This window comes from Mesorhizobium sp. M5C.F.Ca.ET.164.01.1.1 (assembly GCF_004792125.1).
GTDB lineage: Bacteria > Pseudomonadota > Alphaproteobacteria > Rhizobiales > Rhizobiaceae > Mesorhizobium > Mesorhizobium wenxiniae.
Genome location: NZ_SRTG01000005.1, coordinates 289,979 through 304,619, shown reverse-complemented (window position 1 = coordinate 304,619; position 14,641 = coordinate 289,979). Strand labels below are relative to the sequence as shown.

Genomic DNA, 14,641 nt, shown 5'->3' with positions numbered 1-14,641 from the left:
TGCATCCGGTTTCCACCTGGAATAATCCGGAGCCGGAGATCGCCATGATAGCCGCCAGCAGCGGCAAGATCGTTGGCGCGACGCTCGGCAACGACGTCAATCTGCGCGACGTCGAAGGGCGCTCGGCCCGTTCATCCGCTTGTGCGACGCGACATTTTCCATCGATGACGTGAAGCAGGCCATCGTGCGTCTAAAGGTCGAGGGCGAAGACGGTTTCTCGCTGGAGGGCGCCAGTTCGATGGCCGAGATCAGCCGCTCGCCGGAAGAGCTGGTCGCCGCCGCCATGGGTCCGCATCACCAATACCCGGACGGGCTGGCGCTCTATCTCGGCACCATGTTCGTGCCCTCGAAAGATCGCGGCGAAACGGGCAAGGGTTTTACGCACAAGGTCGGCGACATGGTCACCATCTCGTCGGAGAAATTCGGCGCCCTGATCAACCGCGTGCGGCTGTCGCCCGACTGCCCGCACTGGACCTACGGCGCTAGCCATCTGATGCGCGACCTCGCCAGGGCCGATCTTATCTAGGTTCCCGCCCCGACTGCGACGGAGAGACGTCTCGGCCCGGGTGCTCGGATCGAGGATCCGCCTGCCTGGAAAATATCAGCCAAACTGATGCAATCTGATGGGACCGCTGATGGCGCCTTGTCGCGCGCCAACTACCACTGGCAATTGGAGGCTTGCCATGTGTCGAAAAAGCGGATGCTCTGATGTATCCAGGTCGGCGCTGGCAAAAATACGATCAGGGTTCGCCGTGATCGTCGTCGGAGGTGGAGGAAGTTTTCAAATGGGAGGAAATCAAATGCTGACAAGGCTGCGACTATTTGTATTCGGCTTGATCGTGGCGCTGGCCATTCCGGCGGCGGCACAGGCCAAGACCTTCTACTGGATTTCGCATGGCGGCCCGGCCGATCCGGTCTGGACCTACTTCCTCGCCGGCGCCAAGCAATGGGCGACGGACACCGGCAACACCGTCAACACCTCGTTCCACAATGGCGACGTGTCGTCCCAGCAGGAGGCGGTTCGCGCGGCCATCGCTGCAAAGGCCGACGGCATCACCACCACCAGCCCCGACCCGGGCAGCCTTATCGAACTCGCTAGGGAAGCACGGGCGGCAAACATCCCGATCATCAACTTCAACACGCCCGATCCGAAGGCGGACTTCAACGCCTATGTTGGCGGCGACAACGTCACCTTCGGCAGGAACTGGGCGCAGTATCTGGTCGACAAGGGCCTGGTGAAAAAGGGCGATTTTGTCTGGATGCCGGTTGAAATCCCGGGCGCCACCTATGGCGTTCAGGAAGAAGAAGGCATCAAGAGCGTGTTCGAGCCGCTCGGCATCACCTATGAAATCACCGAAGCCACGCTCGACCAGGCCGAAGCGATCAACCGTATGGTCGACTACCTCACCGCAAACAGGACCAAGGTCAAGGCGATCATCGGCCTCGGCGATCTGGTGACCGGCTCGATCAAGCGGGTGTTCGACCAGGCCGGCATCAAGCCGGGCGAAATCCCGGTCGTCGGCTGGGGCAACTCGCTCGACACCACCCAGGAGGTGCTGACCGGCTACGTCAATGCCGCACAATGGCAGGACCCGCAGGCGACCAGCTATGTGGCGCTTTCGATCGCCAATATGGCCGCCAGCGGCATTCCGCCCGGCTTCGACGTGATCACCGGCGCACTCTACGAAAAGGACACCGCGCAGGTCTACGACGACATCCTGTCCGGAAAATAAAACCGCGATCGGGATGGTCGCGGCACCGCGGTCATCCCCATCATTCCGCCGAGCCTCGAACCGCCTTACGCGGTGCCGGGCTTGGCCAGTCCCAACCATGTCGCGGGTCCAACGTGGAAAACAGTTCCATCATCCAACGCTCGATCGCCAGGCCGGAATTCGGGCCCTTCGTGCTGCTCGTCGTCGAGCTCGCCGTGTTCTGGGGGTTCAACCACGACTTCCTGTCGCCGCAGAACATCAGCAACATATTGGCCTTCACGGTCGAGCTTGGCCTGATTGCTCTGGCGATGACGCTGTTGATGACTTCGGGCGAATTCGACCTCTCGGTCGGATCGCTGTTCGGCTTCTCGCCCGTCTTGATGTGGACGCTCTTCAACAGCGGCCTCACCTCGCTGGAAGCTGGCTTCCTCGTGGCCCTGCTGGTTGCCGCCTTCATCGGGCTGGTCAATGGCTGGTTCGTGACGCAACTCAAGATTCCCTCCTTCCTGGTGACGCTCGGGATGCTGCTGGTCGTGCGCGGCACCGCTCTGTTCATCACCAGCGGATTTCCGCAACGCACCTGGAGCGCCGAAGGCAGCTGGCTCGCCGAGGCGCTGGTCGGCGATTTCTTCATCGGGCCGTTCCGCATCTACATGTCGCTGTTCTGGTTCATCGCAGCAGCGATCGCACTCGGCTACGTGCTGACGCAGAGCCGGACCGGCAACTGGATCCAGGCGGCCGGCGGCAACCCTAATGCGGCAAGGGCGCGCGGCGTCAATGTCAGCGGCGTCAAGATCGGCCTGTTCATCCTGTCGTCGATCATGGCCTCGCTTGCCGGCGTCATCAGCTCGCTGCGCACCTCGGCGGCCAACCCGAACAGCGGCACCGGCTACGAGCTCGAAGTCATCGCCATGGTGGTGATCGGCGGCACGGCGCTGACCGGCGGACGCGGCACCATTATCGGTACCGTGCTCGGCATCCTGATCCTGCGCGTGATGCGCAACGGCATCGTGCTGATCGGCGTGCCAGGGCTTGCCTATAACATCTTCATCGGCGCGATCATCCTCGGCATGATGGCGCTCCACTCATGGCTGGAACGCCGGCATCAGGCGGGGACTTGAACCATGGCCGAACCGCTTGTCCGCATGGAAAACATCCGCAAGTCCTACGGGCGTGTGCAGGCGCTGGTAGACGCCAATTTCCATGTCAATGAAAGGGAGATCGTCGGTCTGCTCGGCGACAATGGCGCCGGCAAGTCGACGCTGATCAAGGTGCTGTCGGGTGCGGTTCCACTGACCAGCGGCGACATCTTCATCCGCGGCAAGAAGGTGGACTTCCGCAGCACCAGCGACGCCATCGCCCACGGTATCGAGACGATCTACCAGGACTCGGCGCTGGTCACGCAATTGTCGATCGCGCGCAATCTGTTCCTCGGGCGCGAGCCGATCAAGCCGCCGCGTTTCCTCAACCGCATGGACCAGGAGGCGATGAACGTGGTCGCCCGCGACCTGCTCAAGCAGGTCGGCATCTCGAAGAACATCCCGCCGACCACGCCGATCGGCTCGCTCTCCGGCGGTGAGCGGCAGGCCGTGGCGATCGCGCGCGCCATGCATTTCGACAGCGACTTGATCATCCTCGACGAGCCGACCAACAATCTCGGCGTCGCCGAGACGCAAGGTGTGCTGAGCTTCGTGCGCAGCGCCCGCGATTCGGGGCATTCCTGCATCTTCATCGCCCATAACATCCACCATGTCTTCCAGGTGGTCGACCGCATCGTCGTGATGCGCCGCGGCAAGGTGGTTGCCGACGATATCGATCCGAAGAACACCAACGTCGCGGAAGTCGAACGGATCATCACCGGCATGTCTGACAAGGAGATCCACGACGCCATCGTGCAGGGGAAGCAACCGCAGGGCTGAGTGGCCAGCTGGAAGCCGGTTGGCCGTATCTCTGGCACAGGATCGCATCGGCTCCTATGACTGCGACAATGAAAGCCACCGTTGCGGACATCGCCAGAAGCTGCGGGCTGTCGACCGCGACGGTCGACCGGGTGCTGAACAACCGGCCAGGCGCCAGCGCGGCCAACAGGCAGCGCGTGATGGAGGCGGCCAAGCAGCTTGGCTATTTGCCGGTCGTGGATCAGGTCACGCTGCCTTCGCGGCCGGCGCATCTCGAGTTCTTCCTGCCGATCGGCACCAATGCCTTCATGATGGATCTGGCAAATCATATCGAGGATTATGCGGCACGCCTGCCGCTTGTCGCCTCCTGCCGGATCCACAAGCTCGCAGGCATTTCGCCGAACGCGTTGCAGGCGGGGGTCGAAAACCTCTCGCTCAAGGCAAACGGCGTCGGGGTCATCGCGATCGATCATCCGAGAACGCGCAACATCCTGCGCGAGATCGTCGAGGCCGGCATCCGCCTCGTCACGCTGGTGTCGGACGTTCCGGGCGCACCGCGATCGGCCTATGTCGGCATCGACAACCGTGTGGCCGGGCGCACCGCAGCGCTTTTGATGGGACGTTTCGTGGGCGGGCGCACGGGCCATCTGGCGATGGTCGTCGGCTCACGCTCCTATCGCGGGCATGAGGAACGCGAAATGGGCTTTCGCTCCGTGCTCAGCGAGGAGTTCCCCAATTTGACCGTGACCAGCGCCGTCGAGATCAACGACGAGCCTGATATCAGCTACACCGCGACGATGAAGGCGCTGCACAACGAGCCGGAACTGCTCGGCATCTATTGCGTCGGCGCCGGGCGTTCGGGCGTGGCGAAAGCGCTGCTGGAAGCCAAGCCGCAAAGGAAGCCGGTGTTCATTTGCCACGACCTGACGAGGGCGACACGCGGCTATCTCGTCGACGATCTGCTCGATGTCGTCATCGACCAGAATGCACGACTGATCGCCGAGCAATCGGTCATTCGCCTGCTCGGCTCGATCGCTTCCTCGGCGCCCTATCTGACGCGAAAATTCATCGAGCCGCGCCTGATCTTCAAGGAAAACGTTCCGGTCCAGTGATGCCGCGCAAACGGCCACGGTCAGTTGCCCGACTGGTTAAAATTCGGTTGATACCGCAAATCTGCACATCTGCTATGCATCTTTCGTTATTGCCGAATCATTGGGCAACCGCTAGTTTCACAGGTGTCGGCCATCTACTCCTCCCAGATGCGATGCCGACGCTGAGTGCGGCACACCTCCTCCCGTGCCGTATTCGAAATCAAGCCCGCTGCCACCTCCTCCCGGCAGCGGGCTTTTTTGTTCCGGCTCCGGATGTTGGGCAAAGGCTGAGGTCACGACGATCACCGGACACGATGATCGGCGTCGAATGAAGATACGGGCGATGGTCACCGGCCTGTTCGGGAGCTGTCACCAAGGTTGATGCCGCCGGCATATTCGCCCGCAAAGGTGTTGCAGCCGCGATCAGCGGATCCGTCGGAATCCCGTCACACTTGTCACTCTCACCAATTCGCTATCGGTTCTATCCTGCCTCACCAACAAGCAGCAGGTAGCGCCGGGAATGGTTCGGCGACAGAGCGGCAAAGGAGAGCGTGATGACGGCTCGTCCGAACGGACAAAAGAGCATTCGGCGGCGCGGCTCGCAATGAACACGCTACCGATCGTTTCGCCGCTTGCGAGACTATCTGGCCGCAGCGCCCCGGAAAGACGCGATCAGGCCTTCCGCCATGCGGACAAATTGCGCGCTGGGGCCTTCGGCTCCGACGCTTTGAAGGCTGACACGGGCGCCTTCAAGCAGCAGCGACAATGTATCGGCGAGAAGCTCTGCCTGGCCGATGCCGGCGTCCCGGCACAGGCCGACCAAACGGTCGCGCTGGGCCTGCTTGAGTTCCTTGATCACCCGACGGGCCGGATGGTCGGTCTCGCTCAACTCGATGGCGGCGTTCGCCATGTCGCAACCGCGGCCGTCCACCATCAGGCAATCGGCCGCCATCCGAACCCAGGCGTGCAGCTGCGCAAGCTTGTCGCCCGGATGCTCGGCCTCGAACTTTTGCCACATCGCGTTGGCGCTGCATGCGGTCGCCCGCAGGCACTCGATGACAAGATCGTCCTTGGACTCGAAATGACGGTAGAGCGTCATCTTGTTGGTACCGGCGGCCTCAGTGATCGCGTCGACACCGACGCCCTTGATGCCATGCTTGTGGAACATATCCCGTGCCGTCTCCAGGATGCGATCCCGGGGGCGGATTCGTTCCGCAGTGCCGTCTTCCATCAAAACCTCCTTGGTTTCCGGTTTTCCGGAAAATCCCTCGGTACACCTCTTGACTAGGGTGTTACCGGTCTGTAACTTCTAGATGTTACTTACTGGTAACACCCCCATTGCCTCGTGTCAATCTCGCAGGCGCCTGTGAACAGCCTCCGCCGAATCGGCCGAGGCATGAAACTGCGCCCCAGGCGACTTTGGCCGCGAACAGAAAGACCACCCGATCTGCGGCGTCCACCGCAGATGCAAGCCAGGAGCCGCTACGATGTCGCAGCGCAAGGATTTGACGATCGACGAAGTTGTGAAGGATCCGATGATCCGGATGCTGATGAAGGCCGACCGTGTCGACCCGCGCTCTTTCGAGACAATGCTGCGTACCCTTGCGGATACGCAAGGCCGCAGCCGCAAGGCGCCGCCTCGTTTCCTGGAAGACCCGGGGCAAAGCCGCAGCCGACGGCTGTCCAGAGTGGCCAAGGCCTTCGGCCAGGCGAGAGCATCGGGCGAGGCGTACGTGTCATGGTAAACTTCTTCATCCACCGACCGATCTTCGCATCGTCGATCGCCATCATCATGGTGCTCGCCGGGGCGATCTGCTATTTCCTGCTGCCTGTCTCGCAATTTCCCGACATCACGCCGCCTCAGGTCGTGGTCAGCGCCAACTACCCGGGCGCCAGTGCGCAAGTCGTGGCCGACACCGTCACGACGCCGCTCGAGCAGCAGATCAACGGCGTTGAAGGCATGACCTATATGTCGTCATCGAGTTCCAATGACGGCTCGTCGACGATCACCATCACCTTCGAGGTCGGCTACTCCTTGAGCACCGCCGCCGTCGACGTCCAGAACCGGGTGTCGCAGGCGGCCTCCTCGCTGCCGGCCATCGTCAACCAGGGCGGCGTGACGATCAAGAAGCAGAATCCGAATTTCGTCCTGATCGTCAACCTCACCTCGCCCGACGGCTCCGTCGACCCGGTCGCGCTCAGCAACCTCGCCTACCTGCAAGTGGTCGACCCGCTTAAGCGCCTGCCGGGCGTCGGCGACGTGCAGATCTTCGGCGAGCGGCGCTATTCGATGCGCGTATGGCTCGATCCCGACAAGCTCGCCAATCTCGGCATCACAGCCGTCGATGTCCAAAACGCCATCGCCGAGCAGAATGTCCAGGTTGCGGCCGGCAAGATCGGGCAGTCGCCTGCGCCGGCGGGTACTGCTTTCGAAATGCAGGTCAACGCAGTCGGCCGACTGAGCGATCCCAAGGAATTCGGCGATATCGTCGTGCGCGCCGATGCCGCGAACGGTTCGTTGGTTCGGCTGCGCGACGTCGCGCGCATCGAACTCGGCGCCCTGCAATATTCGTCGTCGGCATTCTTCGGCGAAGATCCGACCGTGGTGCTTGCGGTCTACCAGATGCCGGGTTCGAACGCGCTCGATCTGCAGCAGCGCGTCAAGGACAAGATGCAGGAACTGTCGGCCCGCTTCCCGAAGGGCGTCAGTTACGCCATGCATTACGATACGACACGTTTCGTTTCGGCGTCGATGCACGACGTGCTGGTCACGCTCGGCGAGGCGCTGGTCCTGGTTGTCGCGGTGGTGTTCATCTTCCTGCAGAGCTGGCGCACCACGATCATCCCGACGATTGCGATTCCCGTGTCGCTGGTGGCCACGCTCGTCGTCATGTACATGTTCGGCTTCTCGCTGAACATGCTCAGCCTGCTCGGCATGGTGCTGGCGATCGGTCTCGTCGTCGATGACGCGATCGTCGTCGTCGAGAATGTCGAGCGCCAGCTGGAGGCCGGCCTCAAACCGCTCGCTGCCACGCGCGCGGCGATGGCCGAGGTCACCGGCCCGATCATCGCCACGACCGCCGTGCTGATGGCCGTGTTCGTGCCGGTCGCCTTCATACCCGGCGTTTCCGGCCGGCTCTACAACCAGTTTGCCCTGACGGTGGCGATCTCCTTCGGCATCTCCGCCTTCGTCTCGCTGACGCTCACCCCGGCGCTCAGCGCCGCCTTCCTGCGCCACCGCCCGGCAACGCAGTTCTTCCTGTTCCGCTGGTTCAACACGGGCTTCGAACGGCTGTCGCATGGCTATGCCCATGGTGTGCGCATCCTCATCCGCCTGCGCTGGATCATGCTCGGGCTGTTCGCGGCCGGGCTTGTTGCCACCTATTTCGTCTGGCAGCGCCTGCCCTCGACCTTCCTTCCGGTCGAGGACCAGGGCTACTTCTTCGTGGTCATCCAGTTGCCGGATGGAGCATCGCTGGAACGCACCGACGCGGTGGCCCGCAAGGCACGCGACATCCTGCAGAATACCCCTGGTGTCGAAATAGTCGGTTCGATCAGCGGCTTGAACTTTCTCACCAGTGCCGCCCAGTCGAACTCGGCAGTGGAATTCGCCATCCTGAAGCCATGGGACGAACGCGGCCCTGACCAGAGCGCCTCGAAGCTCGTCGCCGACGTGCGCTCGAAGCTCATGGAACTTCCGGAAGCGTTCGCGCTAAGCTTTGATCCGCCTTCGATCCCGGGCATCGGCACGACCGGCGGCTTCGAATTCCAAGTGGAGGATCTGACCGGTCGCGGCAGCGCTGCGCTCAACGACGCGACGCAAGCCGTGCTGGCCGAAGCGCGCAAACAGCCCGAGCTCAACCCGCAGCAATTGTTCTCGTCGTTCTCGACCTCGACGCCGCAGTTCAACTACGACCTCGACCGCAACAAGGCGAAACTGCTCGGCCTCAGCCTGCCTGACGTGTTCAACACGCTGCAGATCTACCTCGGCTCGCTCTATGTGAACGACTTCAACCTGTTTGGCCGCACCTTCCGGGTGACGATCCAGGCCGACAAGGATGCGCGTGCAGGTGCGGCCGACATTTCGCGGCTCTATGTGCGCAATGCCTCCGGCGGCATGGTGCCGTTGAGCACGCTCGGCAAGCTGGTGCCTATCGTAGGCCCGGAAACCGTCCCGCATTACAACAACAATGCGTCGGCCCTGATCAACGGCGGTGCCGCACCCGGCTTCTCCTCGGGCCAGGCGGTCGCCGCGATGGAACGGGCCGCTGCCACGGCACTGCCGAAGGATTTCGGCTACGAATGGACTGGCATCACCTATCAGGAGCTCAAGGCCGGATCGATCGCCTCGATTGTCTTCGGTCTCGCCATGGTCTTCGTCTTCCTGATCCTCGCCGCCCAATACGAGAGCTGGGCCATGCCCTTCATGGTTCTGCTCGCGGTGCCGCTTGCCCTGTTCGGTGCCTTTGTCGCCTTGTTGATGCGCGGCATGCAGATCGACGTCTATTCGCAGATCGGCTTCGTCATGCTGATCGGGCTGGCGGCGAAGAACGCCATTCTGATCGTGGAGTTTGCCCGGCGCCGGCGCGAGGAAGGCCTCAGCATCGTCGACGCCGCAATGGAAGCGGCGCGCCTGCGGCTGCGGCCCATCCTGATGACCGCCTTCGCGTTCATCCTCGGCGTGCTGCCGCTGATGTTCTCCACAGGTGCTGGTGCAGCGAGCCGCCAGTCGATCGGCACCACCGTCTTTGGCGGCATGGTCGCAGCGACGATCCTGTCGCTGGTGTTCGTGCCGGTCTTCTATGCGGTGATCGAGCAGCTGCGCGAGCGCGGCAGCAAGAGCGAACCCGTTGCCGAACTGAATGAACCCACTGCCGAACCCGCTTTCGAGCGATTAGCCGAAGCGGCCGAATAGGATTGGAGAATTGATCATGCGTAAATGGAAAATTGCATTGGGAGCGGCGGTTGCCGTTGGGGCGATCTCGGTGGCCAGCGTTCACTTGCTCGACATGGGCAATTTCGGGCTCAACGCCGGTACGGCAGGAGCGGCAACGCCCGAACCCGCGGCGTTTGTCATGCCGGTGCCGGTGGTGAGCGTCGTCAAGAAGACGATCCCGATCTATCTCGACTATGCCGCCCGCACAGAGCCGATCCGCAGCATCACGCTGCAAGCGCGCGTGCCGGGTTATCTGCAGGAGCAGGTCGCGCCCGACGGCAGCGATGTCAAGAAGGGCGACCTTCTCTACAAGATCGCTCCAGAGGATTTCCAGGCCGCCCTCGACCAGGCGAAGGCTCAGGTCCAGCGCGACGAAGCAACGCTCGACTATGCGCGTTCCAACCTTGGTCGCGGCACCGAGCTCGCCAAGAGCGGATACATCGCCAAGGATGCGTTCGACCAGCGCACCAGCAGCTTGCGCGAGGCCCAGGCCTCGCTCGCCGTGAACCAGGCGGCTGTGCGGACCGCCGAGCTCAATCTGAGCTATTCCGAAATCAAGGCGCCGTTCGCCGGGCGCGTCGGCCGCAACCAGGCCTCGGTCGGAACGCTGGTCAGCGTCGCCGGCACTGTGCTCAACACGCTGGTGCAGCTCGACCCGATCTATGTCACCTTCAATCCGAGTGAAACGGATCTGGTGCAGATCGAGGAAGCCCGCGCGGCGGGGCCCGTCGAAGTCGACGTCCTGCTTCCCGGCGATACGGAGCCGCGCCAGAGAGGTCAGCTCACCTTCATCGACAACACGGTCGATCGTTCGACCGGCACCATCACCGCACGGGCGACGATCGGCAATGCCAAGTTCACACTGCTGCCGGGCCAATATGTTCGCGTCAGGCTGCACATCAAGCAGCAGCCCGATGCACTGATGGTGCCGCAGACGGCGTTGGGATCGAGCCAGCTCGGCAAATACCTCTATGTAGTCGGCAAGGACAACACTGTCGACCAGCGCATCGTTTCGCTCGGGCCGACCAATGGCGATCTGGTGGCCATCTCGAGCGGCGTATCGGAAGGCGACCAGGTGATAACTGGCAATCTGCAGAAGATCGGCCCGGGAATGCCTGTCTCGCCGCTGCCACAGAAACCGACCACCTGATACCCCCCATCAGGCCCGGTCCAGCGGCACCCCCGGCTATGCCGGGGGTGCCGTTTTGCTGAGCAGTTCGACAAGGCCGGCGACATCGGCGCGATCGGCCTTGGCCGCAGGCATGGAGGCGCAATAGGGATGGCCGAGCCGAACCGAGACCGGCCGGGCTGCGTGAGAACGAAGTCGCCTACATTCCGCCCTGAGCGGGAATCCAGAAATAGCCTCTTGTTAGATTGTCGACAATCTGCTTCTCTGCTTCCGGCACATTATGGAGTTGCCGAATGGGGAAGCTGGATTTTGCTCCGATTGCGGATACGACAAGACGCGCCGAGATCGTGGCGTTGCTTCGGCGTGCAATCCTGACCGGCCAGCTGGAACCCGGGCAGAAACTCAACGAACTCAGGATTGCCGAGCAGATGCGGGTGAGCCGCGCACCGCTGCGCGAAGCGATGCGTGAGCTGGTCCAGGAAGGCATCCTGACCAGCATTCCTTACGCGGGAACCTTCGTCATTGATGTGACCGCCAAGGACATCGACGACGCCTATTCGCTCAACAAGGTTCTGGATGAGTTCGCCATCGAACTGACCTGGCCGCTTCGCGACCAGCGGTTCTTAGACGAGCTTGACCGGCGCCACGAGGCGGTGAAGCAGGCGACGCGCGACCGCGACACCACAAGGCAGATCGAAACGGCGCTGCAATTGCATGGCCTGATCCATGAATGGGCCGACAATTCGGTTCTGCTCGAGACCTGGCAGCGACTGACCAGCCGGCTGCAGATGTATTTCGCCCTGCATCAGCGGGCGCGCAACGAGCCGGTGCCTGACGAAGACATCCACGAGACCTATGTGCGGTTGCTGAAAGGCGCCGACATGCGCGCCGCACAAAGCCACGCCCGCGACCATATCGGCCTCGACTTCGAAGAACTGCTCGCCTATGCGCGCAGCCTCGAACAGCGCGACTCCAAGGGCGCCAAGGCCGATCGCGCTGGCCCGACGCGCAACCGGCCGGACGGCAGCTGAGCCGACGGAAGCCGCCAATTGGCGGCGTCGTCACGACATCACAGACAACGGACAGAGAACGTGCAGATCAGAACCATCAAGGCCTACCATGTCGTGCAGCCCTTCGTGGACGGGCCCTATCGTATGTCCAAGGGGCGTGTCGCCGACGCGTTCGATGCGGTGATCGTCGCCATCACCGCCGACAGCGGGCTGACCGGGTGGGGCGAGATGGCGCCGCTCGGCAATTTTTACTCGCCGGCATTCGCGGCCGGCACTCGCGCCGGCGTCATCGAAATCGCGCCGCATCTGCTCGGCCACGATCCCCGCGCCTTGGCCAGTATCGGCAGGCTGATGGACACGGTGTTCAAGGGCCATCCCTACATCAAGTCGGCGCTCGACATGGCATGCTCGGATCTCGCGGCACGCGCCGCCGACATACCGCTGGTGACGCTGCTCGGCGGGCGCGAGAGCGAGACGGCAGAACTCTACAAGGTCGTCACCCATGGCACGGTCGATGCGATGGCCGCACTTGCCAAGCGCATCGTCAAGGACGGGTTTCACCGGCTGCAGGTCAAGGTCGGCGGCAGCGTCCATGACGACATCGAGCGCGTCACCGCGGTCGCCGCTTCGGTGCCGAAGGGCACCGTCATCTTCTGCGACGCCAATGCCGGCTGGACGCCCTATCAAGCGCGCCAGTTCACTGACGCGACGCGTGCCATCGACTACACGTTCGAGCAGCCCTGCACCACGATCGATGAATGCATGTCGGTGCGCCGCTCGCTCGACAAGCCGATGGTGCTGGACGAATCCGTCGCCTCGCTGGACGACATGCTCGACATCCACCGCAAGGGCGCGGCCGACGGGCTGACGCTGAAGATCTCGCGGCTCGGCGGCGTGACCAAGACGCGCCAGATCCGCGACCTTGCCGTCGATCTCGGCTTCATGATCACCGTCGAGGACACCGGCGGCGCCGAGATCGACACATCAGCCATGGCGCATCTGTCGCTGTCGACGCCGGAGGAGCGCCGGCTGCACGCCATTGCATTCCACGAATGGGTGACAGTGCGCACCGCATCGAACATGCCGCCGGTCTCGGGAAGCCGCATGGGCATTCCGGACGGGCCGGGCCTCGGCATCGACGTCGTTCCCGACCTGCTTGGCGCGCCCTTCTTCGAGGTCGGCAGCTAAGATACTGGCATGCGCCGATCGAGCATGCCGGTTGGCGCTACCTGTCGCGCGCTTCGTCGTTAGCGATAGACGCACCGGCAGCTGAGCCGCCATGAGGCAGCTTATCGCCACACTTGCTCGCTTGCGAGAAGCGATGTCTCGGTCATCGCCGTCTGCATCCCTAGAGATCACCGCCTTCTGCTCCCTAGCTGACCGCGCAGCCAAGCAGCATGCCAAGGGCGCACAAATCGAATCACACAACTTTGGAAAGAAGGCCGCCGAATTGCAGGTTGAAATATTTTTCATTTGGAAATAGGAATGTTCAAATGACTTCGACGCCGCGGCGCGGCAAGAGCTGGAGGAAGCGACATGGCCCATCCGCAATTTGCAGCGGAACTTTTGCAACGCGCTGAAAAGCAGGGGCCGATCACCATCGGGCTTGCCGGCGCCGGGCAGATGGGCACCGACATCGTCGTCCAGGTGGCGTTGATGCCGGGCATGCGGATCGGCGCCATTTCCGAGGTCAGGCCGCAGGCGGCGATCGATGCGGCACTGCTCGCCGGCCACGACCGCTCCGATATTGTGCAGGCGCCCAATGCGGCGGCGATCGACCGCGCCATTGAGGCCGGCAAGATCGCGGTGACCGAAGATTTGCATGCGCTGGCTTCCGCCGGCCGCATCGACGTCATCATCGACGCGACAGGCAATCCCAACATCGGCACGCTGTTCGCGCTCGAAGTAATGAAGAACGGCAAGCACATCGTCATGCTCAACGTCGAAGCTGACATCACCATCGGCCGCTTTCTCAAGGAGGAGGCGCGCAAGGCGGGCGTCGTTTATACGGGTGCGGCCGGCGACGAGCCGGCCTGCACGCTGGAGATCATCGGCTTTGCCAAGAGCCTCGGCTTCAACATCATCGCCGCCGGCAAAGGCAAGAACAATCCGCTGAAGATCGACGCAATGCCGGCCGACTACGAGAAGGAGGCGGCCGAGCGCAACATGAATGCGCGCATGCTGGTCGAATTCGTCGACGGCTCGAAGACGGCGATCGAGATGGTAGCGATCGCCAATGCCACCGGCCTGGTGCCCGACGTGCCGGGCATGCACGGCCCGACCGCGACGCTGGAGGAACTCGCCGGCGTGCTTTGCCCGCGCGAGGATGGCGGCGTGCTGCATCGCAAGGGGGTGGTCGACTATTCGATCGGCAAGGGCGTGGCGCCCGGCGTGTTCTGCATCATCGAGACCCGGCATCCGCGCGTGCTGGAGCGCATGATCGACCTCAAGGTCGGCAAGGGCCCCTATTTCACGATCTTCCGCCCCTATCATTTGACCAGCCTGGAAGTGCCGCTGTCGGCGGCGCGCGCCGTCGTCTACAAGCGGGCCGACATGGAGCCGCTCGACCATCCGGTCGCCGAGGCGGTGGCGGTTGCCAAGAGCGACCTTGGCCTTGGCCAGTCGCTCGGCATGATCGGCGAGAACGACTATCGCGGCTTCGCCATGACCTGGGAGGACGCGCGTGCCCGCGGCGCCCTGCCGCTCGGCCTCGCCGAGCGGGCCAAGGTGGTCAAGCCGGTCAAGACAGGCGATTTCCTCACCTACGAAAACTGTGTACCCGACGATTCGATGGTGATAACCCAGATCCGCCGTCGTCTCGACCAGTCGGACGGACGGTTCGTTACGAACGCCGCCTGAACGCTG

The 14,641-nt window shown here is 62.9% G+C and carries 11 protein-coding genes and 1 pseudogene; 11 read left to right on the top strand and 1 reads right to left on the bottom strand.

Annotation, left to right across the window (positions count from 1 at the left end):
- The 5 genes and pseudogenes from EN807_RS25615 to EN807_RS25595 all read left to right on the top strand — a co-directional run.
- Nucleotides 1–526: pseudogene (locus EN807_RS25615) on the top strand (fumarylacetoacetate hydrolase); the annotation flags it as partial.
- A 274-nt stretch (nucleotides 527–800) separates the two neighbouring features.
- Nucleotides 801–1,733 (top strand): substrate-binding domain-containing protein, encoded by a 933-nt coding sequence (locus EN807_RS25610; RefSeq protein WP_065010089.1) that lies wholly within the window; start codon nucleotides 801–803, stop codon nucleotides 1,731–1,733.
- A 113-nt stretch (nucleotides 1,734–1,846) separates the two neighbouring features.
- Nucleotides 1,847–2,833: an ABC transporter permease gene (locus EN807_RS25605; RefSeq protein ID WP_135937161.1), complete on the top strand. Its 987-nt coding sequence runs from the start codon at nucleotides 1,847–1,849 to the stop codon at nucleotides 2,831–2,833.
- Nucleotides 2,834–2,836: 3 nt separating this feature from the next.
- A complete protein-coding gene (locus EN807_RS25600) occupies nucleotides 2,837–3,631 on the top strand; it encodes an ATP-binding cassette domain-containing protein (RefSeq protein ID WP_029355412.1) in 795 nt (264 codons plus the stop codon).
- Nucleotides 3,632–3,699: 68 nt separating this feature from the next.
- A complete protein-coding gene (locus tag EN807_RS25595) occupies nucleotides 3,700–4,722 on the top strand; it encodes a LacI family DNA-binding transcriptional regulator (RefSeq protein ID WP_135937160.1) in 1,023 nt (340 codons plus the stop codon).
- Nucleotides 4,723–5,341: 619 nt separating this feature from the next.
- Here EN807_RS25595 and EN807_RS25590 read toward each other — a convergent pair.
- Entirely contained in the window at nucleotides 5,342–5,932 is a 591-nt protein-coding gene (locus EN807_RS25590) for a TetR/AcrR family transcriptional regulator (protein ID WP_065010087.1), read from the bottom strand.
- A gap of 256 nt (nucleotides 5,933–6,188) precedes the next feature.
- Here EN807_RS25590 and EN807_RS25585 point away from each other — a divergent pair, with 256 nt between their 5' ends.
- From EN807_RS25585 to EN807_RS25550, 6 genes are all read left to right on the top strand, one after another.
- A complete protein-coding gene (locus EN807_RS25585) occupies nucleotides 6,189–6,446 on the top strand; it encodes a hypothetical protein (protein ID WP_065010086.1) in 258 nt (85 codons plus the stop codon).
- The gene (locus EN807_RS25580) at nucleotides 6,440–9,616 is read left to right on the top strand and encodes a multidrug efflux RND transporter permease subunit (protein ID WP_135937159.1); all 3,177 of its coding nucleotides are present in this window, start codon (nucleotides 6,440–6,442) and stop codon (nucleotides 9,614–9,616) included. The genes EN807_RS25585 and EN807_RS25580 overlap by 7 nt, the downstream gene beginning before the upstream one ends.
- Before the next feature lie 16 nt (nucleotides 9,617–9,632).
- On the top strand, nucleotides 9,633–10,787 hold the full coding sequence (locus EN807_RS25575) for an efflux RND transporter periplasmic adaptor subunit (RefSeq protein ID WP_135937158.1): 1,155 nt from the start codon (nucleotides 9,633–9,635) through the stop codon (nucleotides 10,785–10,787).
- A gap of 272 nt (nucleotides 10,788–11,059) precedes the next feature.
- The gene (locus EN807_RS25565) at nucleotides 11,060–11,797 is read left to right on the top strand and encodes a GntR family transcriptional regulator (protein ID WP_135937157.1); all 738 of its coding nucleotides are present in this window, start codon (nucleotides 11,060–11,062) and stop codon (nucleotides 11,795–11,797) included.
- A gap of 60 nt (nucleotides 11,798–11,857) precedes the next feature.
- Nucleotides 11,858–12,964, top strand: a complete 1,107-nt coding sequence (locus EN807_RS25560) for a mandelate racemase/muconate lactonizing enzyme family protein (protein ID WP_135937156.1) — start codon at nucleotides 11,858–11,860, stop codon at nucleotides 12,962–12,964.
- A 348-nt stretch (nucleotides 12,965–13,312) separates the two neighbouring features.
- Entirely contained in the window at nucleotides 13,313–14,635 is a 1,323-nt protein-coding gene (locus tag EN807_RS25550) for a homoserine dehydrogenase (protein ID WP_135937154.1), read from the top strand.
- Nucleotides 14,636–14,641: the final 6 nt, after the last annotated feature.